Genomic DNA, 24,719 nt, shown 5'->3' with positions numbered 1-24,719 from the left:
CGCTATTGGGAAGAACGTGATTCGATCAGTCGCGATACAAAATCGCCGAGCCCCACGACAGACCCACACCAAAACCGCTGATCGCCACGCGCTTCCAGTCAGCATCCAGGACGTGCTTTTCCAGCAGCAGCGGAATGCTCGACGACACGGTATTGCCGGTCTCGACCATGTCCTTGATGAATTTCTCAGGCTCACCCTCGAAACGCCGCGCCACGGCATCGACAATCGCCGCGCTGCCCTGGTGGATGCAGAATGCGTCGATGTCACTGGCTTGCAATGAGGATTCATTCAGCAGTTCATGCAAATGAGCCGGTACTTTCAGCAAGGCAAAGTTGAACACCTGGCGACCGTTCATGAAAAACACACCGTCGCTGACCTTCAGATGTGGCGCGCCGGAACCATCGGTGCCGAACTTGGCCTTGCCCAACTGCCAGCTGGCGCCCTCGGCCATCCACGTGGCGGTGGCGGCATCGCCAAACAACATGGTGGTGTTGCGGTCTTCAGGGTCGACGATCTTCGAATACGGGTCGGCGGTCACCAGAAGCCCGTTCTTCAACCCTGCGGCCTCCATGAAGCCTTTAAGGGCATAAATGCCGTAAACGTAGCCCGAGCAGCCCAGCGATATATCGAACGCCGCCACATGGGTCGGCAACCCGAGTTTGTCCTGCACGATGGCGGCGGTATGCGGCAGCCCTTCTTCATCACCGTTCTGGGTGACAACGATCAGCGCGTCGATGGATTCGCGCGAAAGCTGCGGGTTGTTGGCGAACAATGCATTCACTGCTTCGACACACAGGTCCGAAGTTTCCTGGTCAGCGTCTTTGCGCGGCAGGAACGCCGAACCAATCTTGCCAAGGATGAATTCTTCATCCTTCTCGAATTTGGCACCCTGAGCGTAGTTATCCACACCAGCGGTCGGCACATAACTCGCTATGCTTTTTATGCCAATCATCATGGCTTCCCGATCATGTACTGCGACTAGGTTCACCCCCAAAAGCTCAGGGGCGCTTCAAAAATGGTTGATTTCCAAGGGCGGACGCCTTGTCAGGCGAACGGACGGGCCTCCACTCCGGGGAATACAATACAGTGAAGATGCACTTTATGACCTATGCGTCACGCCGTTTTGTCTTGGAGGGGCATTTTTTCATGACAAACGAAGCCGTGTCATTTCCCGAGACGGCATTGGAGACGGGCTAGGAATATTCAGGATGGCAGTGCAATTCGGCACGAGCACCGGCAGGTTTTACCTGCCATACCCGGTGGAAGCCGCAGAAGGCGCAATGCCGTTCACTTAAGGCCAGCGTGGTTCATTGTGGCGAGGGAGCTTGCTCCCGCTTGACCGGACTGGCTCTAATGCAAAGCGCTCACAATAGGGGCTGCTGCGCAGCCCGACGGGAGCAAGCTCCCTCGCCACGGTCTCATCTGCGGGGTTATACAGCAGGTTCGTTCAGCAACTCGGTCCAGGGTACGTTGCGCACCGGCCCGAGGGTGAAACCGGCGCCTTGCAACGCCAGGTTCCCGTTGTAGAAGCGATCCTGGGCGAACGCCCCGGCCCACTTCCCCCGTAGCGCCGTAAGCGCCTCTGGCGTACTGGCCAGCTCGCCGGACTGAATCACCTGCACATGCGGCGTCCATACCGTCAGGTACCCGGCCTGGCCGACCCTGAGGCAAAGGTCCACGTCACCCAAGGCATCGTCGAACAAATCGCTGTCTATGCCGTCAGCAGCGTTGAACAACTGCTTGGAAATCATCAAGCAGGCAAAAGACACCGCCGAGCAATTCTGCTCGACGACCAGCCGGTTCATGTAGCCCCTGGCGGTCTTCGGCTCGCCGATGAAGGGCGAGCCGACTTCATCATTCAAGCCCAGGATCAGACCAGCCTGGGTGATACGTCCATCGCGCTCGACCAGCTTGGCGCCGACCACACCGACTTCCGGACGCAAGGCTTGATTGAGCAACGACTCGATCCAGTTGACGTTGACCACTTCACTGTCGCCCGCCAGGGTAACCAGATACTCGCCCTTGGCCTCCTGGCTGGCAGCGTTGATCCAGGAGCCCGTCGCGACGCCCGGCTCGATATCCAACAACCGAACGCGACTGGCCTGGTGCCCCTGGCCGTCGAGCCAGGTGCGCAGTACGGAATGGTTTGCAGCCTCGGTGGAAACCAGCACTTCGTAGCGCTGATATCGGGTGCGCTGCAGTACGCTGAGCAGGCAACGTTGTAGCGTCGTCAGGTTGCCAATGCCATGGACGATGATCGACACCAGGGGGCGCTCGGCAAAGCGGTAGTCGATTTTGTGCGTACCTGGCACGAGCGCGCTCACGTCAGCTTGATAACCACGAACCGCCAGGTGACGCAGCAAGGTCTTGCGCTCATCGGCATTGTCTTGCACCGGCGGCGCCTGGCACGTCAGCAGAGGCTCATCCAGGTGGGCAAGCCCCTGCAGACCGTCCTGCTCGATCAGACGCAACAGCAGGTCGAACTCCATCGCATGCTTGAACTCGCGCGAGTAACCGCCAAGTTTCACCAGTGTCTCGCGGCGTATCAGCCAGTGACGGGCCATCAAGGCCGGGACGCTTTGCAGCAAGTCAAGGTTGAACCCTGGCCGGAAGACATCGGCCAGCGTCCCGTCGGGCTGGCGCTGGAACTCGTCCATTGCCACGGCCTGGCATTGTGGCGCGGCCAGCAATTCCACACCCGCACGGAACAAACCGCTTGGCGTCAATTCATCACCGGCCTCGGCCATGACCATCCAATCGCAATCGCTCTGGCTGACAACCTGATTGATTTTGTCGACGTAATTGCTTTCGTTGACTTTGACGAAGTGCAGGACGCTCTGCGGTGTGGTCTCGGCTGGCAGGTCGCCGGTGGTGAACACAACGATCTTGAACGCCCGGCAATAGCCATTGATCACGCTGTCGAAGGTTGCCTGCATCTTGAAGATATCGGCGTCCAGATCCAGGATCAAAATGCCAAACGTCGGCCCTCCGTTGCGAGCAGCCAGGTATTTGGACACTTTCTGGACTTCACTGACGCTCAGTTCACGCGCCTCGAGCCAGCGCAGCAATCGACCGGAGGGCGTGGCGTCGAACAACCTCGCGGTATTTTCAAACGCCGCCGCCTTGAGCCGTTGTTCCCAGGCCTGGATCATTTGCACGTAGCGCGTGTCACCCTTGGCCTGCATGACCTCATGCAGTTGCTTCACCAGATCCTGGTTGAAGGCATAGCTCAGGAAAGCCCTCGCCAGCTGTTCATCGAGCGGCACGGCGTCGGTGTTGCGCTGGGAGCGAGATAGCTCCTTCTGCTTGAGCATGACAGCTTCCAGCTCCTTCAACTGCACCTGCCCGCTTGGCGCCGCATGCAGCAGGAATTCCAGCGAAGTGAGCACGTCGAAAAAAGCCTGGTTGTAAAAGGGCAACTCAACGTATTGCGTCGGCTCGAAACGTCGAACCGGTTCGCCACGCCGCGAATCCCAGGTCGACTCGAACAGTTTTCCAGCCTGCGGCACCGAACGTTCGACCAGCTTCTTGAGTATGGCCCGGGCATGTTCCCGTGACGAAGCATCCGTGCCAAAGGCGCCGGCCAACAACGTGCCCATGCGCTCCTGTTCAGCGACTGCTCGCAAGTCCTCGGTACCAGGCGCCATGCCAACCGGGCTCCGTGGCTTCGCCACGCGGCTGCGCTCGTGTACACCATAAGGAATGTCCAGCAAGCGGACCTTTGCATCCGTCACCAACCCAAAGCAATGGCCGGCCTCCTGCAACCGCGACTCAAAACCGGCAGGTAACGAAGCGTAACTGCGCCGCAGGGTTTCAGTGCGCGTGAGGGCACTGACCAATGACGGGCAATCCTCGGCAAACACGGCCAGCCGTGCTTCGGCCGATAAGCCGGAATAATCTTCACAACCCTTGCGGTCGAACAAGTAATAGTCGACACGGTCGGCATGGGCCTCGAACGCCAGGTTGTAGCCTTGGCAGGCACCGTATTCGGCGTGTGCTTCGAGGAAACTCAACGCTTGTTCGAGCGCTTGGGGCAGCAGGAAACTCTCGGCATCGGCAACCGCCAGGTAAGGCGTGGCGACTCGCTCAACGGCTTGGCGAACCTTGTCGCCGAAACCAACAGCCGTGGGCGCATGCAGGTATTGCACACCCGGGAACGCTGCCGAGATATCAGCGTCGATCTGGCTCGATGAGTCGATCACCAGCACGGCAAATGCATTTTCGCGGTAGTGGCGCAACGCCCGCCGCAGGGCCGTCGACTGGTCGTGGGCGAGCAGCACCAGTGTAAACCGTTCACTCAACGGCGCAGTCGATCCTGTTGGGACATTGCTTTGCATATTCATTCCTTAACAAGTGGGTAGCCGCATCAACGACACCGGGAGTTTCAAGGTTGAAACTCATCAATCCGGTAGCCAACCATTGGCCCAGTACTGCAGGTTATCGCCGCGCAAGATAAAGTCGCGCAGCACCACTTCACGTAATTCGTCGCCCATCCGGTAGCTGGCAATCGGATCCGCCAGGTGCATACGGATTGCTTGCAGCCATTCTTCGGTGCTGTTGGTGAGGACCCGGGTACAAGGCAGGTGTCCCCGGTAAGCCTCGGTATCCGAACAAATCACCGGATAGCCACACGCACCGTACTCCAGGAGGCGAAGGTTGCTTTTGCAGTCGTTGAAAATATGAAATTCCAACGGTGCCAAGGCCAGGTCCAGATTCAGACTGGCCAGCTTCGCCGGGTAAGCCGCCAGGCTCACGCCCGGATGAAATTCATGGATATAGGGCTTGAGCAAATCCGGACACATGCCAAAGAAAACCCATTCGACTTCGTCAGCCAATTCCCGAACGACATCGGCGATGAGCTCCAGGTCGCCACGGTGGCTGGTGCCGCCGCCCCAACCGATACGTGGTTTGCTGGAAGTGGCACGCTGGCTTCTGAGCTGGTTCCACAGGCCGGCAGCCAGCATGTTCGGCACGACGCGGATGTCGTGGTGCATGCTGGACAACACGTCTGCCAGCGGATGGGTGGACACCACGACCCGATCACACAGGCCGATTCCTTTACGCAGCAGGTCCTCAAGGTTGTCCGGCATATTGCGGCGGTGTTCGTTTTTTTCCGGGACCCTGGCGATGTAGTCATCCAATTCATAGATGCGCATGGCGTTGGAGTAAGTCTTGACTTGAGTGATGTCCTTGAACTTACCCACGTTATAGCGACCCTGAAGGATGATCACATCCGGCGACTGGCGCTCGATGTCGATAATCGAAGGCGTGTCGTAGGCAACACGTCCCACGATGCGCCCCGCCGCTTCCAGTTCAAATAGCGGTTGGCTGACCCGATAATGCCCCACCGCCGAAGTATTGACCGCAAGCCCCAGAATCGAAGGGACGTTACGGGTAATCAACGGATTCCAGCCAGTGCGTGGTCCAGGCTCGAGACTGAAGCTCTTCCCGGTCAGCGTCAGGTTACGGTTGTAGGCAGGATCGTTGGCGATCCTGGGCAACCAGCGCTGATAGAATGCCTCCTGTTCGAGCTCCAACCGCTGCTTCCACGCCGGATCACGACTGGCTTCCACGCCGGACGCCAGTACGACATCACTGTAAGGCGTAGTGACAATCAGGTAACCGTTTTTTCCGACCTGCTGGCATAACTCCAAGGAATTGATGCGCTGTGTTGTGATCGATTCATCGAACCCACCGGCCTCCTCCAGAACCTGTTTGCGCACCAACAGGCAGTGATCGCCGACAGCGCTCCAGTTCTGCACCGTCTGCAAGCGTTGCATATAGCCGCCAGACGTGACCGATTCGTTGACGAAGGCCCTGCCCGCCAACCCACCCAGTCCCATGATCATGCCGGAGTCAATGACCCGGCCTTGCTGGTTGAGTGTGCGAGGCCCCACGATACCGACCTCGGGACGTTGCCCATGATTGAGCAATTCTTCCAGCCAGGCGGTTTCCAGCACAATGCAGTTGGGATTGAGCAACAACAGGTATTCGCCGCGGGCATGCTGTGCGGCGAAATTGCGGATCACCGCTTCGCTGGCGCTTCCCGGATGCAGAAATATTCGCAACTTCTCACTGCCCAGCTCCGCCATGGCCCGCAGCCAATGTTGTAGCTCGGCGTTCTCACTGGCGTTATCGACAATGATGATTTCGTAGTGTGGATACGCAGTCGTACTGATCAGGCTGTTGACGCAACGTTCCAGCGCGCTCAGGTCATCCTTGACGCTGATGACAATCGACACCAGGGGTCGCTCGGCGAACAGGTATTCGATGCGCGGAATCAACGCCAGCAGCGTCCCTGGGTGCAGCTGGTGCGGCACGCCAATACGCTGTAGATGAGCGCCGATCAGTTCGGCGTTTTGCTCGATGACTTTAGGCAAGGACAGCCATTGGGCAAACGAAAACGTCGACTCGACCTGGACTTCCGGAATGTGACCAACGACCTGCGGCCCATCCGTTTCCACCAGTCGCCAGATCAAGTCTTGGGGCGCCAATTCGCCCAGGCTCGAATCGAATCCACCCGAGGCCAAAAATCGGGCACGCTCGAACGCCAGTGTCCGACCCACATAGGGATAACCGCGCATCAGGTCGAGGTTGAAGTCGGGCTTGAAGATTGGCTCCACCGACTTGTCATCCACCAGCGCGCCTTCATCGCTGTAGAAACAGGCGACACCCGGCGAACTGACAATCCGGTCGGCCATGATCAGCAGCGCAGACTCGGTCAAGCGATCGCCGGCACGCAGCAGGTAGAACCAGTCGGCGCCGTCCAGTTGAGGCAGCAGCCCATTGAGCTGCTGCGCCCAGTCCGCTTGCAGGCCAAGGCGCAGGACATGGTTGTCCACTGCCTGGCGACCATTGGACAGCAACAGCACCGATTCGCAGGCATAGGCTTGGGCAGTGATACTCTGCAAGGTAACACTCAGCGCATAAGGATCGTCCTGCTCGTCAATGACGACGGGGACGATCCTCGGACGATAGGCCCAGCGAGCGATCTGCCGCGACAAGACTTGCTTGCGCAATGGACTGAAATGCCGACACGCCAACCACTGCACATAGAGGTCTGCGTAGCTTTCGATGTCCGTGCCGACTTGCGAGCCAATGACGCCCTGGCGAGTCGCAATGATCGAGTAGACGTTGATTTCTTCCCACTCGGGCGCCCCTGGCTCCTTGGGCTGGCCCAGTGTCTGGTAACGTACCCAGCCACTGGCAGGCGCCGGATCGCCACTGCGCTGGGCGAGCATTTCCTTGAGCCAGGTCAGCTCCACCGTGGCCGCTTCAAGCATCTTGGCCTGACGCGCCAGGCGCTCCGGATGCAACCGCTGGCCACTTCCCTCGGCGTAAAGCTGGACCAGATTACCCCGGCGCAACAGGCAGATGAACAAGGCAAAATCGAGGACAGCCTCGAAACCTTCACCGGGCCGCGCCAGCGCTGGCAGCAAGGCCTCGACATCGGTGCGGCGCATCAACGCGCCACTCAAACCGCCGAGAATATTACGGGTGGTTTTCTCAAAATACGCCAGCATGTCAGTGCCGTTGAACAACGCATCGAACTGCGTGATGCCGGTGTTTTCAACGCGGATCGGCAAGGCATAGTTGTCGGCATCGATTAAATGATGCTTGTTAATCACCAACGATACTTGCGCATGCTCCTGCAGGATCGCCGCCTGTTGACTGACGCAGAATGCCAGCAACTGGTCGTCGTCGCACAGGAACTTGATGAACTCGCCCCGGGATTCTTCGAGGCAGCGCAACAGGTTCTGCTGGAACCCCAGCCGGGTCGGGTTGCGCAGGTAACGCACAGCAATATTGGAGCTCTCGCCAAGTTCCTGGACAATCTGCTCGATGCCATCGGTGCGGCAATCGTCGCAGATGACAATTTCAAGGTTCTCGTAGGTCTGCTCGAGCGCGCTTTGCAAGGCGAGGCGGAAAAAGCGTGGGTGGTACGCGGGGATGGCAATGCTGACAAGAGGAGCTGATTTCACACGCGTGGCTCTCAACCGGTGGGCGCCAACTCAGGCGAGAGCAGGACGTCCTGAATCGTATAAAGGAACGGGTCAGGGACCGCTTATAACGTCACGATCCCTGCCCTGAATCACATTTTGTTGAACAATCCCAATTGAGCGATCTTGCTGAACGCCAACTGCGACGCTTGAAGCATAGTCTGCTGCAAGGTCAGGCGCGTCATCACTTCGGCCGGGTCGGAATCGCGAATCGCCGACTGGGTCTGCGAGTTGGCCAGGACAAAGCTCTGATTGGTATCGCTCTGGGTATCGAGCGACTGACCGCGACCACCGACCGAGCTCAATGCACTGGTCAAGTGGTCAGTACCACTGGCCAGGTTACCGATAGCCGAAGCCAGTGACGCATTCAGTTTCTGGATGGCGATGTTGTCGCCATCGGCCGGCGTGTTCAAAGCTGTGCGCAACTGATTTACGGTATCCAGGACGTTTTGCGTCTCATGGGTATTGACCGCGATGCTGAACTGATCGTTGGCGACCGGGGCACCATTGAGCGTGAAACTCACGCCGGATGCGGTGGCGACGTTGCCCGCCAGGGTGCCGCTGGAAACCGGTTTGCTGTCAGCGGTCAGTGGCGCGGCGTACAGGTCGAAGTCCGTGGCACTGGTAAACTTCAGCACCGCCGTCCCCGTCGGGAAGCTGGCGTGGTAGGCCGTCGGATCGGTGATTGCGCTGCCGGTGATCTGGGTCGCGGTAGCGTTGCCCGGGCTGCGGGCCGGCGTGAACGAGTCGGGCTTGGCAGCCAGGGTGAACGTGTGGCCGGGCAACACCGTGCCGGCAACGTCGCCCGCATGAAGGTTGACGTTCAAGGTCAAGTCGACGCCGCGAAAGCTCACGGTCTGCCCGGCCTGCTTGTTAGGGTCGATGACACCGCCCTTGCTGGCTTCGGCGGTCACATCGTTACCGCCCGAGTCGGTGATTTTCAACTGGGTGCCGCTGACGAATTCCACCGTGTACGGCTCGCCACTGCGGAACTGGCTGTTGTAGGTCACGCTGGAGGACACTTGGCCGTTGGTCAACACGACGCGCCCATCGTCCACCGCTGGCGCGGTCATGGTGGCCTGGGTGCGACTGGTGTTGACGGCTTGCTGGAACACGTCCCAGCCGGTGCTGTTGGTGGCCATCGACATGGTGTCGCCGATCGGCAGGTCCAGGGTGACCTGGTCGCCGTTGTAGCTGTAGGTGCCGTCATCGTTGCGAGTGAACGGTACGACATCGCCTTTGGATCCGGCAAAAATGTATTTGCCGTTTTCATCCTTGGTGTTCATCAGGCTCAGCAATTGATCTTCGATCGATCCCAATTCCGAGGCAACCGCTTGACGGTCCGCGTCGGTGTAGGCGGCGTTACCGGCACTGACGGCCAATTCCTTGGCGCGCTGCAGTACGTTGCCGATGCTGGTCATGACCGCTTCGGTCGTGCCCAGGGTCGCCTTGATGGTGGTGACGTTGGCTTCATATTGGGACAGCATCGAAGCCTGGTTGCCCAGTTGCAGCAGGCGCGAAGCCCCCACCGGATCATCAGCGGCGGTGTTCACCCGCACCAGGCTGCTGGCTTCCTCGCTGGTCTTGACCACCTTGGCGAAGTTCTTCTGGTAGTTCGCAGCCGTGCTTTCGTAAAACTGAGAAGTGGAAATGCGCATGGGCTACGGCTCCTTAAAGACTGTTGATCAATGTGCTGAAGATTTGTTGCGCAGCCTTGATGATCTGCGAAGACGCGGTGTAGTACTGCTGGAACTTGACCAGGTTGCCGGTTTCTTCATCCAGGTCCACGCCCGACAGCGAATCGCGGGCGGTCTTGGCGTTGTTCAGGATCGCGCCAGTGGCGGCGCTGTCAAGCTTGCCCTGGGCGGCCTTGGCGCCGACGCCTTCCACCAGCTTGCCGTAGGCATCGTTCAGGGAAATACCCTTGCTGCTGGAACCGGTGTCCACGGTCTTGGCGGTCTGCAAGCCGGCCAGGACCGTCCCGTTACGGTTGTCCAGGCTGCCCGGCTGGCTGAGGCTGATATTGATGCCTGCACCCTGGGACGGCGCGCCGGCGATGGACATGTCGAACGCGACGGTACGCTGCACCGGCGGTACGGACGAATCCAAGATCGGGTTGCCGCTGGCGTCCTTGAGCGGAACGCTCAGGCTCAAGGTGTTGCTCTGGCCAGGCTTGATCGTGCCGCTGCTGATCGTGCCGCCTTGAGCATCGAGCAACTGATAAGCCTGGCTGGTGCCATCGGCGGACGTCGCGCCGAACACCACCTTGACCGGCATCGAGTTCTTGATGCCGTTCTGGATGATGGTCGTGGTGGCGGCGTCGTAGATGTCCAGCTTGGTGGTCATGCTCGGCTGGCCGCTGGCCGGGATGGTCAGCGTTCCGCTGCCCCCAGGCGCGATGGCGGCGCCCAACGGCGCGGCAATCGCCAGCCGCTTGGAGTCGGTCATCTCGGTCTTGATGTTGGCCGCTGCGTTGCGGGTTGGCGTGAGCTTGAACGAGTCGCCGGCGGCCGCGGTGCCGTTGGCGAAGGTCATCGAGAAACCGTCGATCACCGGCGGCGGCGTGGTCGCGGTGTTGAACGCGCCCATCGAGGTGCCGTCGGGCAGGCGCTGGACGGTGTAGTCCGTGCCGCTGGTGAACGTCACCTTGTAGTCGTTGGTGGTCAGCTTGCCAGAGTCTGTGATGGCGATGTTGAAATTGCCGGAGCCGGCGCTGTTGTTCAACGACGCAACACTGCGCTGGCTGATCTGCGTGGCGCTGTTGATGTTAGCGAACAGGTTGGAACCGAAGGCTCCGTTCATGTCGATGCCCGAGGCCTGGACGCGGTTCATCTGGTCGGCGACCACCAGGGCTACGCGGCCCAGCTCGTTCATGGCCGGATCGAGCACGGTACTGCGGTAGCGCATCAGGCCACCGATCTCGCCGCCGGTGAGCACCTGGGTGAGGTCCATTGAGCTGGAACCACTGTTGAGCTGGATACCTATGCGCCCCGGATCGTTCTTGTCCGGCACCGCTTCCAGGGTATTGACGATGTTGCCCATCACCAACGGTTGGCCGGAGCCCAGGTAGATGTCCAGGCTGCTGCCGTTCTCGACAACCTGCGTGCCGGTGAAGGTCGAGAGCTGGCGAATGGTTTCGCTGCGGGCATCGAGCAGGTCGTTGGGGGCGCCGCCGGCGTTGGAGACTTCGGCGATTTTCTTGTTCAACTGCGCAACGGTGACCGCCAGGCTGTTGACCTGGTCGACCATGTTCGACAGGTTGCCGTTGATGTTCTGGCTCTGCTCCGTCAACTGGTTGGCAATCGAATTGAAACGGTTGCTCAGGGCCTGGGAATCGCTGAGCAGCAACTGCCGGGACGCATCGTCACCCGGCTTGGCGTTGACGTTCTGCACCGAGGCGAAAAACTTGGTCAGTGCGCCGTTGAGGCCGGTGCCGCTGTCCGACAGCAGGGAGTCAAGCGGAGTGATCTGCCCTTGATAGGCAGCCGCATCGCTGTTGAGCGACGTGGTGGTTTTCAGTTGTGCTTCAAGGAAGGCGTTATACACCCGGCGCACATCGGCCAGGGTCGTGCCGGAACCAATGAACACGTTGCCGTACTGGTTCGACGCCTTGGTGGTCTGCACGGTCTGCTGACGCGAATACCCTGCGGTATCGACGTTGGCGATGTTGTTACCCGTGGTCACCAGTGCGGTCTGGCTTGCGGACAGACCCGACATCCCGATATTGAGCAAACTCATGGTTCAGACCTTATAAAGTCGTGGTGGCGCCAGCCGAAGCGTAGTTTTGGTAACTCGTCATCTGCCGGGCTATGTTCGAAATCTTGCTGGCGTAGTTCGGGTCGGTGGCGTAACCGGCCTTCTGCAATTCGCGTACAAACTGTTCGGGTTTATCGGCCGACTTCAGCACATCTTGATAGCGACTGTTGCTTTGCAGCAGGTTGACCAAGTCATGAAAACTGTCGCGGTACGAGGCGTAGGAACGGAACTCGGCCGTCTCCTTGACCATCGCGCCATTGCGGAATTCGCTGGTGATCGCCCGCGCCGAATCGCCCTTCCAGTTGGCACTGGCCTTGATGCCAAACAGGTTGTGGCTGCTGCTGCCATCGGGCTGGCGCATCACTGATTTGCCCCAACCGGTTTCCAAGGCGGCCTGGGCCACCAGGTAGCGTGGATCGACACCGATGCGGTCGGCGGCTTCCTTGGCCATTGGCAGCATGGCGTTGACGAACTCATCGGCATCGCGGAAGGCTTTGCGCGCCGGGGCTAGCGGTGGCTGGGCCACGGCGCGACCATAGACCTGCATGTCCCCTTTCGGCTCGGAAGCCTTGAGTGCGGCCAGCCAGTCACCATTGGCCAGTTCGCCGGTGGTCGGCTTGACGGCGGCGATGGCGCGATCCGGCAGCAGGTTCTGCGCAGGCACATCGACATTGGTCGAGGTCGAAGGCACCAGCCCAGCGAGCAGGCGGTCAGCCAGTTTCGGCGGCAGGGCCAGGCGACGCTGGTTGAGCAGTTCCATGTCGTTGCGGTGGACGCCCTCGCCTTGCGGCGCGCTCACGGCCCGCGAGGCCCAGAGCGGACGCTGGCCATTGGTGCGTGACAACGGTCCGTCGGTAGGCAGGGTCCCGGCCGCCACCGGCGTCGGTACCGGCGCCTTGGCAACCTTATCCAAGGCCTCTTGTTGCTTGGCCGCCGACAACGTCGCCGCCTCACCGGGCGCCAGTGGCTTGTTCTTCGACATCTGGCGCAGCAGCACATCCGCCAAGCCGATACCACCGCCTTCGCGGGACATGGACACGGCCAACTGCTGGTCGTACATTTCCTGGTATTGCTTGGCTTCAGGCGTGTTCATCGGGTTGTCCTTGCCCAAGGCCTCGGTGGCCGAACGCATGGACTTGAGCATTTCGCCAAGGAACAGCGACTCGAATTCCTGCGCCACTTTACGCAGGTTGCCGTCGCTGTTCTTGTCGCCGACCTTGAGCTGGTTCAGGCGATTCAAGTCCGAGTAGGAACCCGAATCTCCGCTGATCAAAGCGCCCTTGCGCATATCCATGACTCGGCCCTCAAATCACGATCAGGTCGGCTTGCAACGCGCCGGCCTGCTTCAAGGCTTCGAGAATGGCCATCAAGTCGCCCGGCGCCGCGCCGACCTGGTTCACCGCCCGGACGATTTCATCCAGAGTCGTGCCCGGGCCGAACTTGAACATCGGCTTGGCTTCCTGTTCGGCATTGACTCGCGAACGCGGGACCACGGCGGTCTGACCGTTGGACAATGGCCCCGGCTGACTTACGATCGGGTCTTCGGTGATGGTCACGGTCAGGCTGCCGTGGGTCACCGCGGCCGGGGAAACCTTGACGTTCTGGCCGATCACGATGGTGCCGGTGCGCGAATTGATGATGACTTTCGCCACCGCCTGGCCCGGATCGACTTCGAGGTTTTCCAGGATCGACAGGTAGTCGACCCGCTGGCTCGGATCCAGGGGTGCGGTGACGCGGATCGAGCCACCGTCGATGGCCTGGGCCACGCCTGGGCCGAGCATGTCGTTGATCTTGTCGACGATGCGCTTGGCTGTGGTGAAGTCGGAACGGTTGAGGTTCAGCGTCAGGCTGTTGCCTTGATTGAAACCACTCGGCACCGCACGTTCCACCGACGCACCACCCGGGATGCGACCGGCCGACGGAACGTTGACGGTGATCTTCGAACCATCGCGCCCCTCGGCATCGAAACCGCCCACCACCAGGTTGCCCTGGGCGATGGCATAGACGTTGCCGTCGATACCCTTGAGCGGTGTCAGCAGCAAGGTGCCGCCGCGCAGGCTCTTGGAGTTACCGATGGACGAGACAGTGATATCCACCTGCTGGCCAGGCTTGGCGAACGCCGGCAGGTCGGCACTGATCGACACCGCTGCGACGTTCTTCAACTGCACGTTGCCGGAACCGGCCGGCACCTTGATGCCGAACTGCGACAACATGTTGTTGAAGGTCTGCAGGGTGAACGGGGTCTGGGTGGTCTGGTCACCGGTGCCGTTGAGGCCCACGACCAGGCCGTAGCCGATCAACTGGTTGGAGCGCACGCCGGAAATGCTGGCGATGTCCTTCAGGCGCTCGGCCTGAGCGGCAAAGGCTGCGGACATCATCAGGGCACCGATCAACAGCTGCTTAAGATTCAACTGGGCCACCTAGAAAGGGAACTTCGGGCTGAGGAAGAAACGGTCGAACCAGCCTGGCTGACTCGCATCGGCAAAGGCACCGGTGCCCGAATAGGTGATGCGCGCATCGGCCACACGGGTGGACGAAACGGTGTTGTCGGTGGCGATGTCGTCAGCGCGAACCATGCCGGCGATGCGCACCAGTTCGTCACCGGTGTTGAGGGTCAGCCACTTCTCGCCGCGCACGACGATGATGCCGTTGGGCAGCACATCGGCGACGGTCACGGTAATCGAACCGGTCAGGCTGTTGCTCTGGCCGGACTTGCTGTCGCCCTTGGTGGCCCGGTCGGAGCCATAGCCGGCGTTGAGGCTCAGGTCACCGCCACCGATCGGGTTGTTGGTGGTCAGGCTGGAGCCGAACAACGACGTCAGGCCGACGCTGGTCTGGCTGGTCTTGTCCATTTGCGAATTGGCGTTCTTGCTGGCCTGGGTCCGCTCGTTCAGGGTGATGGTGATGATGTCACCGACCCGGAAAGCCTTGCGGTCGCTGTACAGGTTCTGCTCGAAGCCGGCCTGGTAGATCGAGCCATTGTTGGCGGCAGCCGGCAACGGCGTGCGCGGCAACACCGGAGCGTAATACGGGTCATTGGGCCTGGGTGTCGGGGCGACACAGCCCGCGAGTGCGGTGATCCCACTCAGTGCCAGAACAGATACGAAGCGTTTCATGACCCTACCTCTTGGTGTTGCAGGCGACCCTGGGGCCGCCCTGTCTACGTGATGACGGACGTTGCGACGTGATTACAGATTCTGCGTAACGAACGAGAGCATCTGGTCGGCGGTGGAGATCACCTTGGAGTTCATCTCGTAGGCGCGCTGGGTGGTGATCATGTTGACCATCTCCTCAACGGTGCTCACGTTGGAGGTTTCCAGGGTGTTCTGCAGCGTGGTGCCGAAACCGTTCAGGCCCGGGGTGCCGACTTGCGGCGCGCCACTGGCGGCGGTTTCCAGGAACAGGTTGTTGCCCACCGCTTGCAGGCCGGCCGGGTTGATGAAGTCGGCGGTCTGCAGGTTGCCGATCACCTGTGCGGCCGGGTTGCCCGCAATGGTGATGGACACGGTGCCGTCGCGGCCCACGGTAAAGGTCTGGGCATCGTTCGGAATGATGATCGCCGGCTCCAGGGCGAAACCGCTGGCGTTGACGATCTGGCCGTTGGAGTCGAGGTGGAATGTACCGTCGCGAGTGTAGGACGTGGTGCCGTCCGGCTGCAGGATCTGGAAGAAACCGCGACCGTCGATGGCCATGTCCAGCGGTTGCTCGGTGGTCTGCAGGCTGCCGGCGTTGAAGTTTTTCTGGGTGCCGACAATGCGTACACCGGTACCCACTTGCAGGCCCGACGGCAGTTCGCTGTCCTGGGTCGACTGGGCGCCAGGTTGGCGTTTTACCTGATACAGCAGGTCCTGGAACTCGGCGCGATCACGTTTGAAACCCGTGGTCGAAACGTTCGCCAAGTTGTTGGAAATGGTCGTCAGGTTGGTGTCCTGGGCGGACAGACCTGTTTTGGCAACCCATAGAGCCGGAAGCATTCGATTCTCCTCGTACGCCTGTTTTTCGGCGCAGCGCTGTAATTAATAGTTAGATCTGCAAGACCCGAGCCATGGCTTCATCGCCTTCTTTGGCGGTGTTCATCATCTTGACGTGGAGCTCGAACTGCTTGGCCAGGGCCAGCACCGAAGTCATTTCATCCACGGCGTTGACGTTGCTCGCCTCCTGGAAACCCGATACCAACTGCACGTTGGCATCGATGGGCGCCGGCTGGCCGTCCTTGGTACGGATCGTGCCGTCCAGGGTCTTGGTCATGTTCTTGAGGTCCGGGTTGACCAGCTTGATGCGGTCGACTTCAGCCATCACCCGCGGGCCTTCACCCATGGCGCGAATGCTGATGGTGCCGTCCTGGCCGATTTCGATTTTCTGCTCCGGCGGCACAGCGATCGGACCGCCGTTGCCCATCACCGGCATGCCGTTGCCGGCCCGCAGCACGCCCAGGGCGTCAACATTGAGACTGCCGGTGCGCACGTAGCTTTCACCGCCGTCAGGATTCTGCACCGCCATCCAGCCCGGCCCGCTCACCGCCACGTCGAGGTCGCGACCGGTTTGAACCAGCGCACCCGGGGTGAAATCAGTGGCAGGCCGTTCGGACAAGGCAAACGCCCGCGCCGGAAAGCTGTCGCCGAACACCGGCATCGAGCGCGCCTGCTCCAGGTCTTTCTGAAAGCCATTGGTGGAAATGTTCGCCAGGTTGTTGGCATGGGCCCGCTGCGCCAGTGCGTTCTGGCTGGCGCCGGTCATTGCCACATAAAGGTACTTGTCCACTGTCGTTCCTCTGCATGCCGGACGTTTGCCGCCCACTGCTGTGTTGCACAGCCTTAAGCAATTTGCAGACCAACTTTTTTCTGGCGGGCCCAGGCCCTTGAAACAAAGGGCTCTGGGGATTAGGAGGGCAGTGCCGAGTTGTATCGAAGACGAAAAACCGGCGGTGTCATGCCGCTAAGTGGCAAGGGCTGCCAAAGCACTGCCGAGCACATCGACCACGCGGTCTTGTTGATCCTTGGATAGACCGAGCCACATCGGCAAACGCAGCAGCCGCTCGGAATAACCGTCGGTAATTTCCATTGAGCCATGAACACGCCCATAGCGCGCGCCGCCGGGGGATGAATGCAGCGGCACGTAATGGAACACCGCATAGATCGCGTGGCTCTTGAGCGTCTCGAGGACAACCTGGCGCTCCACGCCAGGGGCGAGGAGTACGTAATACATGTGCGCATTGTGCTGGCAATGTTCAGGAACGATCGGACGACGCAGCAACCCTTGCTGCTCAAGCCCCGCCAAAGCGGCATGGTAGTGGTCCCAGACCGCCAGGCGGCGGCTGGTGATGGCTTGCGCCTCTTCCAACTGGGCCCAAAGGAAGGCTGCCGTCATTTCTCCGGGCAGAAAGGAGGATCCCACCTCTTGCCAAGTGTATTTGTCCACCTCGCCCCTGAAGAATCGACTGCGATCGGTGCCTTTTTCCCGAATGATCTCGGCGCGCAGTGCCATGGCAGGCTCATTGGCCAGCAACGCCCCGCCCTCCCCCGAGATCACGTTCTTGGTTTCGTGAAAACTGAATGCGCCAAGGTCGCCAATACTGCCCAAGGCTCGGCCCTTGTAGGTTGACATCACCCCTTGCGCGGCGTCCTCGACCACCGCCAGCCCATGCTTGCGCGCAATAGCCAGGATAGTGTCCATTTCGCAGGCCACGCCGGCGTAATGGACGGGCACGATCGCCTTGGTCCGTGACGTGATCGCCGCCTCGATCAGGCGCTCGTCCAGGTTCAGGGTATCAGGACGTACATCGACGAAAACCGGCACCGCGCCGCGCAACACAAAGGCGTTGGCCGTGGAAACGAAGGTATAGGAAGGCAGGATGATTTCGTCGCCAGGCTGGATGTCCAGCAGCAGAGCGGCCATTTCCAGCGCAGCGGTACAGGAGTGAGTGAGCAATGCCTTGTTGCACCCCGTGTGGGACTCCAGCCAGCGGTGGCACTGCTTGGTGAACGGGCCATCACCGGCGAGCATGTTGCCGAACTTGGCCTGGGCAATGTAATCCAGTTCCTTGCCAGTCATATACGGGCGATTGAAGAGTATCGTTTCTTTGCTCATTGCAAACTTCCCAGGGGAGGCATGGTCATGGGTGGCGCACAGCACAAAACTTCAAACCGCACTGATCCGCCCGCCTATCTGACTGCCGATATCAAGATTTTCATAAAAGTACGGGGTAAACCCGGCGTTCTTCATGGCCTGTTGGGTTTCACCAATCGCGTATGCAACCCGGTGCAGATTGAAGGTTTCACCGTCCCAGGTCGCAAAGCCTGCCCGGGGATCGCCATCACGTGGCTGGCCGACGGAACCGGGGTTGCAATAGACCTTGTCCTCCCCGCTCCACAAGTACTGGACGTGGGTATGGCCTGAGGCGAAATAGCGGCCAGGCAACGGCGCGAAATACGCTTGCGAGGGTCGTACGTATTCGTCCAGCGGATCGTTCCAGCCGCCATGGACGATGCTTAATTCATGCAGGGTCGAGCGCTCCGGGAGCGATCCCAGCCAGGCCAGATTCTGCGAAGTGATGACGCCCTGTTGATAATCCAGGCAGGCATTGGCGCTATTGGAACGAGGGCAGCGCTCATTCTTCGCCAGGTACCAATCATGATTGCCCATCACGGAGAAAATGTTTCGTTCGCGCAGGGCCTCGCAACACTCATTGACCTGGCTGTAATAACCCGCCGTGTCACCCAGGCAGATAATCCGCGAGACACCCAGCTCATCCAGCTTGGCAAGCACTGTCCGCAAGGCGCTGTAATTGCCATGTACGTCAGAAATGATCCCGATCATAGACAATGAAATCCTCTATATAACGAACGGCGAAACCACTGCGGATGATCGGCTGGCCCGATGTCTTGCCATCGAGGTAAAAATCCAGGCACATGGCCGCCTCGTTGTAGCCGAATGCGCGTCGTATCGAACTGGTAGAAGATATTCGCGGATTGATCTCCAGCAGGCTCCAGGAGGCATCGCTGCCACGACGGAATTGCAAGTTGGTCGGGCCCACCGGTTTGAAGGCGCGGCACAACCTGGCGACTGTTTTATCCAGCGAATCGTCCTGATATACCCAGGCCTTGGCGGTTGACCCGTCCGACGCCAACTTGCGCTGGAAGCTGATGATCGGACCGGTGTCTCCCCGGCCATCGCCAAACGCCGCCACGGTGAATTCGTCGGCCGCGCTGCCAATGATGGGTTGCGCCATGAGGTAGTCACCGAGCAGGGCCGCGTGAGGCGTGAAGTCGCGCTCCTCGCGAACCCAGACCAGCCCTTTGGAGGCGTAGCTTCGGCGCGGCTTGAGCAGGAACGGCAGGCCCAAGGCCGCCTTGAGCGCGTGAAAATCCCCCGACAGCAGACTGGGAATACGGCTGGCATCTCCCAGCGCCACCAGCGCCTGGTCCATGGCCCACTTGTCTTTGGAAAGATCAATCAAGCGCTGGTTGTTGAGCACAACCTGACAATCGAACGTCGCCAACAACGCTCGGCTATCCGACAGCCAATGGACATCCTGCTCGATCCCAGGAATCAGCAGGTCGACCTCGTGCCTGGCCAGCGTATCGCCCAGCCACTGGGCGTACCCCGCGTCAGCGGTCAAAGGAGCCTGCACGAATACATCGCACCAGCCGCGACCGACGGCGTCGTCGTAGATATCGGTGCCGACCAGCCGAACAGAAGGGTCCGCCGCACGCAGCGACTTGAGCAGGCCGTAACCCATGATGGCGCCGACGCCTGTCACCATGACAGTCTTCATGACAGGCTCTCCCGGTGCGCTCTCATCCGCTCAAAACCCTGGCGAACATCGATTCGCGGGACGAAACCTATTTGCTCGTACAAATCATGCCCACAGTCAAAGGGAGGCAAATCTGGGATATCGTTCTTTTCCGGCAGGAAGCGGACGTCCGACGGCTTGCCAAACGCCTCGAACGCGGCCCGGGCAATCTCGGAAAGACGGGGGCTGTCAGGGTGGCCGCAGTTGTACAAGCCCGTAACACCCTGCTCTGCCAGCCGCGCGCAGACCTCGGCAAGGTCACTCAAATGCAAGTAGTTGCGCCTGGCGTCGTTGCTGCCATACAGCTCGACGGTGCGCCCCACCTGCGCCTTGTCGGCAATGGCATACAGCAACGGTTGGTGAGGCCGGCACTGCTCGCCGTCATCGTAGACCTGACTGATGCGCAGGACCGTCAACGCCATGCCGCGCTCCTGGCAATACAGGCTCGCCACTTCCTCGCCATGGCGCTTGGACAGCGAGTAGATGCCAAAGTAAGGATCCGTCGCCTGGTGACTGGCCCAACGCGACGACAGCAGAATGAAATGACGCGCCCCGCAATGTTCGGCCAGGCGGCAGGCCGCCAATGTACCGACACTGTTGACCCGTTCGGCGCGAATCAGATCATCTGGCTGGCCGCCGCCAAAATCGGCCGCTGCCAACACGACCACGTCGAAGCGCTCGTCGCAGGCGCCGGGCAGCTGGCTATTCAAGTCAAAGGCAATATCAGCGTCCCGGCGCCCCGCCAATTTGACTTGGCCATAGCGCGACAACTCCCGGGCGACGGCCTTGCCAATGACTGAAGTACTTCCTATGACCAGGCTTTTCATGACGAGGTGACTGTCGCTTCCAGCATCATTGCACAACACAGCTCTGGATAATCGACACCTACGGTGCACATGGCTTGAATGATGTCCGGACTCAAGTTCAAGTCTTTCAATTGCCCGGTGGTGAAGGGTTTGAGGAACACGCCTTCCTTGCGCACTACCTGGAGGCCCGCGGCTTCAATTTCAGCGGTCAGGGTCTGTAGCGAGTAGCTGCGCATATGGCCCAACTCCAGATCGCCACTGCCCAGCGCCGTCATGTCGCCAAGCAGTCCGGCCGCATGACCGAACCGCCGATGCAGGGATTCGCCATTGGGAACCAGCACGAAGCAACGACCGCCCGGAGCAAGGAAGCGCTTGAACCTTTGCAGTACGGTCTGTGGATCATCGACATGTTCAAGGATAAAACCCATCACGATGAGATCGAAACGCTTGTCGGTGTCGAATGTCTCGAAATAACTTTCGACGATCTCGGCCGTATTGTCCGGGTATTGGGACTTGAACTGGGCGATCACCGATGCGGAGCCGTCGATGACTGTGTGCTCGCTGAAGAACTGCGAGAAGCGGTGGGTGCTGAAGCCATGGCCAACACCAAGCTCCAGCAGGCTCTGCTCCTTGGTGCACAGCGCCATGATGCGTTGGGGATACCAATTGAGAATGATGTTGTTGTCAAACGCGTAGCCAAAGCTGTCGCTGTAGGCTGCGATGAAGGTATCGAGATCGTTGCTCATGTCACAGGTTCTCCGCTGAGCGACCAAGGTCATATTAGTAGGGATCAATCGGCCAACCAGGCTCGTCGCCAGGCGTCCAGGCGCTCGCCTTCGAGCAGCCATTGCGCCCGCACCGTCGACTGCAAGGCGTCCCCCAGCGTCGCGGAAGCCTCACGGTCTTCCAGGTGCAAGCGAATCGCCCGGATCCAGTCTCGCGCCTCGTTACTGACCCGGGACAACGGCAATACCTCGCCGCCGACAAAACCCGGCACCCGGCTGCAAATGACCGGATGGCCGCACGCGGCATGCTGCAGGACACGCAGGTCACCCGAGCAGGCATTACCCAGGGTTTCAGCCATGGGTACCAATGCAAGATCCAGATTCAAGGCTGCCATGGCCCCAGCCAACTGCTGCTGCGCGACAGCTGGATGGAGTTCCTTCAGGAAAGGCTGCAGTGACGCGGGGCAGTCGCCCAGCACCACCCAGTCCACTTCGCCAGCGAACGCGGGCAGCACGTCCGCCAGCAGTTGAGTATCCTTGCCGCCCAGCCAACCCAGGCGCGGCTTGGGCCCCATGCCTCGCTTGCTTTGTACACGCCCCCAGGCGGCCGGCAGCAGGGTTTCCAGCACGCGGATGTCGTCATGCTGGCCCTGCAACAGTTCGGCCAGCGCTGGCGTGGGGACCAGCACCCGATCGGCTTGCAGCATGCCGAACCGCAGCCGTTCCAACAGTTCATCGGCAGCGTAATCGCCCTTCAATTCCATCTGCGGCAAGTAGCCGTCCAGTTCGTAGACGGTGAAGGCCTTGGAAAACGCCCTCAGGCGGCTCAGGGCGAGCAGCCCGGCGTCATCCAGGGGGCGCTGCAACACGACGGTCGTCGGCGCCAGGCGCTCGATCTCCACCGGCGACAGCAGGCTCGAAACCGCCGCGCCTTCGATTTGCCCCGCGTCAAGCAACGTGCTGAACGGCTGGACCAGTCGCGAATAAGCACCCGCCCGCTGCTCGGTGACAAAAACCAGCACCCTTGGCACGCTGCCTTGCAGGGGATACCAGCACAGGTCCTTGTTTTCCCGGACAAAACCTTCGCCGGCGCGCAGCGAAAGGTTGGCATTGTAGGCCGGGTCGCGGGCCAACTGCGGCAACCAGCGCGCGAACAAGACATCCTCCTGCTCGCTACTTGCACGGGCATCTGCCGCCGGGTTGACCAACAGCCGCGCGTGAGGCGTCCAGACGTTCAGGTAACCGGCCTGCTGCAGCTTCAGGCACAGGTCGAGATCGGTCCAGGGCGCCAGCAGCGGATCGGTGTCGAAACCATCGGCCTCGAGAAACAGGTCCCGCCGCAGCATCAGGCATTCACCGCCCACTGCGGAGCAGTTCTGCTCAAGCCCAAGCCGCCCCATGTAACCTGCGGCCTGGGATGGCAGGCCCTCAAACGCCCGACCGACAACGCCGCCCTGTCCCAACACCAGGCCCGCTTGTCGTATGCGGCCTTGGCTATCCTGCAATTTGCCTCCCACGGCGCCCACTTCCGGACGCTGAGCGTGATTGAGCAACGCTTGCAGCCACCCAGGCTCAAGCACAACGCTTTGCGCATCGAGCCAGAGCAGATACTCGCCGCGCGCCTCTTGAGCCGCCGCATTGCACATGGCCGCACGCGACTGCCCGGGCATGAACCGCAGCACCTGGAACCGGCCTTCGCCCATTTCCTCGACCAGCCCCAGCCACTCCAGCAATGCAGGCTCGTCGTTGCCCGGCTCAACCAGCAAGACCTCGAAGTCCACCGCGCGGGTCTGCGTCAGCAGGCTTTCCAGGCAACGCTGGAAATTCGCCAACTGTCCTTCCAGGTAAATCAGAATACTGACCGAGGCCTGCCGCTCGTGGCCGTAGTCGATACGATAGCGGCCCGGCTCCAACGCAATCGCTCGCGCCTGAGCGTAACCACGCGCTTGCAGATGCGCATCGATGACCGCACGCTCGTCCGCGCACTCCGACTGCCGCACCTCATTGGCGATCAACAGGGGTTCGTTGACATGACCGACGCTCGCCGCGCCCTGCTCGCTGATCAAGCGCAGTTGGTAGGCCAATTCAAAAGCCTCACCGCAGGCATTATCAAAACCGCTCAAGCGCACCAGCGCCTCACGACGGTACAGCCAGTGACGGGAATGGCTGGCCGGAAACGCCAACAACAAATCCAGGTTCAGATCGGGTCGCAACGAGAGGTCGATCACACCGCCCGTACGCTGCGCCTCGTCGGCGTACACCGCCAGGCACCCGTCAGGCGCATCAAGCAGATTCAGAGCCGTCACCAGCAACCCTGCGGCGATGAACTCCTCCCCCGCCTCCACCAGCATGAACCAATCGCTCTGGACGCCCTCGAGCAAGCCATTGATCGCGGTTGCCGGTTGCTTGGGATCGCACGCCAGCCAATGAACGTTGGCACGCCCCGGGTCAGTGGCCCCCATCACACACACATGGATGCGCTGGTATAACTGTCGATCCAGGCTGTCCAGGGTATGAGCCAGCGCCAACTGATTGCCGTCATCGCGGACCAGGACAGTGAAACTGGGTGCAGCCGAGCTCGCCAACTGCTCGTTGATCTGACGCAATTGCTGCGCCGTCGGGTAACGTTGGCGTAACCAGTCGAGCGCCCCCAGACGATTTCCAACCGCCTCTCGAGCGGCAGACGCCTGGGTTTTTGCAATGAACACGTCCAGCTGCTGCCAGAAAGACGCGGTGCGTTCGACGTAACGATGCAAGGCATCACCGAGGCTTGCCCGCGCCTGTTCCAACGGGTTGGGCTGATCGAGCATGGCAAAGCCGACGCTGCCGAAGAAACTATTGTCGAGCAGTGGCTGGTCGACGCCATGCCCCGGAATGAAGATCACCGGGCAGCCACACAGCACTGCCATGACGCAGGTCATTGACCACTCGTAGCTGTACATCACTTCCGCACTGCGCAGCAGCTCGGCCAGCTCAGGCAAGGACAAGGGATTGGCCATGCTCAGCAGGCGGACATCCGCTGGCAGTAGCGCATAGTCGATCTGGTCCAACGGGTGGCGGTTCTGGTAGAGATAGCTCCCTTTACGCACAGCTGCGGCGCCCACCGTCGAGAACATTTCGATATCGATCGCCGGCAGGCACAACAGGTCACCGTCAAGGTCACCACGATGCTCGGCGAGCCGGGCGGCGTAATAGAAAAACAGGTCGGTGGGCGCGGCGTTCATGCCATTTCCCGTGAGGAACCCCTCGAAATTCAGGAGAAAACGCGCCACGACCGAACAGTTGAGCGGATTGCCTGGGAACACCTCGGGATAAACCGCGATCGGCACCTTGCCCGCCGCCGCATGGCGCTGTTTGATTGCGGAATCGATCACGGGTGTCTTGAGGTCTGGATTGACCACTTCGGTACCGCAGATGTAGGCCTCACGACCACTGAGATTGAGCATGTGGCAGAGGTAGTGCAGCGAGACGACGCCCGACGACGACTCACGGTAGGCCGGCGCCAGGAAGTAGTACGGATGCTCGGGTTTGGCATACATCAGCCGCAGACGCGCCAGCGCCTGTTCAAGCGAATGAGCGTCCAGCTGCGCAAGGTTCGACATCGGGTGCAATCTCCAGAATCAAATCAAAAAGGGTGTCA

The 24,719-nt window shown here is 60.5% G+C and carries 16 protein-coding genes; all 16 read right to left on the bottom strand.

Annotated features, from left to right (window positions below; translation table 11 throughout):
• Positions 1 to 25 precede the first annotated feature (25 nt).
• The 16 genes from AC3A5O_RS09855 to AC3A5O_RS09780 all read right to left on the bottom strand — a co-directional run bounded on the left by AC3A5O_RS09855 (position 26) and on the right by AC3A5O_RS09780 (position 24,681).
• The gene (locus AC3A5O_RS09855) at positions 26 to 952 is read right to left on the bottom strand and encodes a ketoacyl-ACP synthase III (RefSeq protein ID WP_163006878.1); all 927 of its coding nucleotides are present in this window, start codon (positions 950 to 952) and stop codon (positions 26 to 28) included.
• Between the two features lie 478 nt (positions 953 to 1,430).
• Positions 1,431 to 4,337, bottom strand: a complete 2,907-nt coding sequence (locus AC3A5O_RS09850; protein WP_487753158.1) for a TIGR00180 family glycosyltransferase — start codon at positions 4,335 to 4,337, stop codon at positions 1,431 to 1,433.
• Between the two features lie 63 nt (positions 4,338 to 4,400).
• Complete coding sequence (locus AC3A5O_RS09845; RefSeq protein WP_487753157.1) at positions 4,401 to 7,982, bottom strand: glycosyltransferase; 3,582 nt, start codon at positions 7,980 to 7,982, stop codon at positions 4,401 to 4,403.
• A 110-nt stretch (positions 7,983 to 8,092) separates the two neighbouring features.
• Positions 8,093 to 9,658: a flagellar hook-associated protein 3 gene (locus AC3A5O_RS09840; RefSeq protein ID WP_487753156.1), complete on the bottom strand. Its 1,566-nt coding sequence runs from the start codon at positions 9,656 to 9,658 to the stop codon at positions 8,093 to 8,095.
• Positions 9,659 to 9,671: 13 nt separating this feature from the next.
• Positions 9,672 to 11,738 carry a flagellar hook-associated protein FlgK gene (gene flgK, locus AC3A5O_RS09835; protein ID WP_305470231.1) on the bottom strand — a complete coding sequence of 689 codons (2,067 nt, stop codon included), beginning with the start codon at positions 11,736 to 11,738 and terminating at the stop codon, positions 9,672 to 9,674.
• A gap of 10 nt (positions 11,739 to 11,748) precedes the next feature.
• On the bottom strand, positions 11,749 to 13,050 hold the full coding sequence (flgJ, locus tag AC3A5O_RS09830; protein WP_122569022.1) for a flagellar assembly peptidoglycan hydrolase FlgJ: 1,302 nt from the start codon (positions 13,048 to 13,050) through the stop codon (positions 11,749 to 11,751).
• A gap of 10 nt (positions 13,051 to 13,060) precedes the next feature.
• Positions 13,061 to 14,134 carry a flagellar basal body P-ring protein FlgI gene (locus tag AC3A5O_RS09825; RefSeq protein WP_163006880.1) on the bottom strand — a complete coding sequence of 358 codons (1,074 nt, stop codon included), beginning with the start codon at positions 14,132 to 14,134 and terminating at the stop codon, positions 13,061 to 13,063.
• A gap of 42 nt (positions 14,135 to 14,176) precedes the next feature.
• On the bottom strand, positions 14,177 to 14,872 hold the full coding sequence (gene flgH / locus AC3A5O_RS09820; protein ID WP_122569023.1) for a flagellar basal body L-ring protein FlgH: 696 nt from the start codon (positions 14,870 to 14,872) through the stop codon (positions 14,177 to 14,179).
• A 72-nt stretch (positions 14,873 to 14,944) separates the two neighbouring features.
• Positions 14,945 to 15,730: a flagellar basal-body rod protein FlgG gene (gene flgG / locus AC3A5O_RS09815; protein WP_305483016.1), complete on the bottom strand. Its 786-nt coding sequence runs from the start codon at positions 15,728 to 15,730 to the stop codon at positions 14,945 to 14,947.
• 49 nt (positions 15,731 to 15,779) lie between these two features.
• Positions 15,780 to 16,517: a flagellar basal body rod protein FlgF gene (locus AC3A5O_RS09810; protein WP_122569024.1), complete on the bottom strand. Its 738-nt coding sequence runs from the start codon at positions 16,515 to 16,517 to the stop codon at positions 15,780 to 15,782.
• A gap of 174 nt (positions 16,518 to 16,691) precedes the next feature.
• Positions 16,692 to 17,843, bottom strand: a complete 1,152-nt coding sequence (gene rffA, locus AC3A5O_RS09805) for a dTDP-4-amino-4,6-dideoxygalactose transaminase (protein ID WP_122569025.1) — start codon at positions 17,841 to 17,843, stop codon at positions 16,692 to 16,694.
• Positions 17,844 to 17,894: 51 nt separating this feature from the next.
• Positions 17,895 to 18,572, bottom strand: coding sequence for a metallophosphoesterase family protein (locus tag AC3A5O_RS09800; RefSeq protein WP_122569026.1), 678 nt, complete (start codon positions 18,570 to 18,572; stop codon positions 17,895 to 17,897).
• Positions 18,553 to 19,530, bottom strand: a complete 978-nt coding sequence (locus AC3A5O_RS09795; RefSeq protein WP_487753155.1) for an ATP-grasp domain-containing protein — start codon at positions 19,528 to 19,530, stop codon at positions 18,553 to 18,555. Before AC3A5O_RS09795 ends, AC3A5O_RS09800 begins: the two co-directional genes overlap by 20 nt.
• Positions 19,527 to 20,375 carry an NAD-dependent epimerase/dehydratase family protein gene (locus AC3A5O_RS09790; RefSeq protein WP_122569028.1) on the bottom strand — a complete coding sequence of 283 codons (849 nt, stop codon included), beginning with the start codon at positions 20,373 to 20,375 and terminating at the stop codon, positions 19,527 to 19,529. The genes AC3A5O_RS09795 and AC3A5O_RS09790 overlap by 4 nt, the downstream gene beginning before the upstream one ends.
• The gene (locus AC3A5O_RS09785; protein ID WP_122569029.1) at positions 20,372 to 21,100 is read right to left on the bottom strand and encodes a class I SAM-dependent methyltransferase; all 729 of its coding nucleotides are present in this window, start codon (positions 21,098 to 21,100) and stop codon (positions 20,372 to 20,374) included. Before AC3A5O_RS09785 ends, AC3A5O_RS09790 begins: the two co-directional genes overlap by 4 nt.
• A 44-nt stretch (positions 21,101 to 21,144) precedes the next feature.
• A complete protein-coding gene (locus AC3A5O_RS09780) occupies positions 21,145 to 24,681 on the bottom strand; it encodes a glycosyltransferase (protein WP_487753154.1) in 3,537 nt (1,178 codons plus the stop codon).
• Positions 24,682 to 24,719: the final 38 nt, after the last annotated feature.

It is taken from the genome of Pseudomonas sp. Soil_N_39 (assembly GCF_057655955.1).
The sequence above is the reverse complement of the archived record's forward strand: the minus strand, read 5'-3'. Positions and strand labels throughout refer to the sequence as shown.

What these genes read in the sequence shown, in the direction of transcription:
- rffA (WP_122569025.1), bottom strand. Translation starts at nt 17,843, where the DNA reads ATGAGCAAAGAAACGATACTCTTCAATCGCCCGTATATGACTGGCAAG.
- flgK (WP_305470231.1), bottom strand. Translation starts at nt 11,738, where the DNA reads ATGAGTTTGCTCAATATCGGGATGTCGGGTCTGTCCGCAAGCCAGACC.
- AC3A5O_RS09795 (WP_487753155.1), bottom strand. Translation starts at nt 19,530, where the DNA reads ATGAAGACTGTCATGGTGACAGGCGTCGGCGCCATCATGGGTTACGGC.
- AC3A5O_RS09855 (WP_163006878.1), bottom strand. Translation starts at nt 952, where the DNA reads ATGATTGGCATAAAAAGCATAGCGAGTTATGTGCCGACCGCTGGTGTG.
- flgH (WP_122569023.1), bottom strand. Translation starts at nt 14,872, where the DNA reads ATGAAACGCTTCGTATCTGTTCTGGCACTGAGTGGGATCACCGCACTC.
- AC3A5O_RS09825 (WP_163006880.1), bottom strand. Translation starts at nt 14,134, where the DNA reads ATGATGTCCGCAGCCTTTGCCGCTCAGGCCGAGCGCCTGAAGGACATC.
- AC3A5O_RS09800 (WP_122569026.1), bottom strand. Translation starts at nt 18,572, where the DNA reads ATGATCGGGATCATTTCTGACGTACATGGCAATTACAGCGCCTTGCGG.
- AC3A5O_RS09780 (WP_487753154.1), bottom strand. Translation starts at nt 24,681, where the DNA reads ATGTCGAACCTTGCGCAGCTGGACGCTCATTCGCTTGAACAGGCGCTG.
- flgG (WP_305483016.1), bottom strand. Translation starts at nt 15,730, where the DNA reads ATGCTTCCGGCTCTATGGGTTGCCAAAACAGGTCTGTCCGCCCAGGAC.
- AC3A5O_RS09840 (WP_487753156.1), bottom strand. Translation starts at nt 9,658, where the DNA reads ATGCGCATTTCCACTTCTCAGTTTTACGAAAGCACGGCTGCGAACTAC.
- AC3A5O_RS09785 (WP_122569029.1), bottom strand. Translation starts at nt 21,100, where the DNA reads ATGAGCAACGATCTCGATACCTTCATCGCAGCCTACAGCGACAGCTTT.
- AC3A5O_RS09850 (WP_487753158.1), bottom strand. Translation starts at nt 4,337, where the DNA reads ATGCAAAGCAATGTCCCAACAGGATCGACTGCGCCGTTGAGTGAACGG.
- flgJ (WP_122569022.1), bottom strand. Translation starts at nt 13,050, where the DNA reads ATGGATATGCGCAAGGGCGCTTTGATCAGCGGAGATTCGGGTTCCTAC.
- AC3A5O_RS09790 (WP_122569028.1), bottom strand. Translation starts at nt 20,375, where the DNA reads ATGAAAAGCCTGGTCATAGGAAGTACTTCAGTCATTGGCAAGGCCGTC.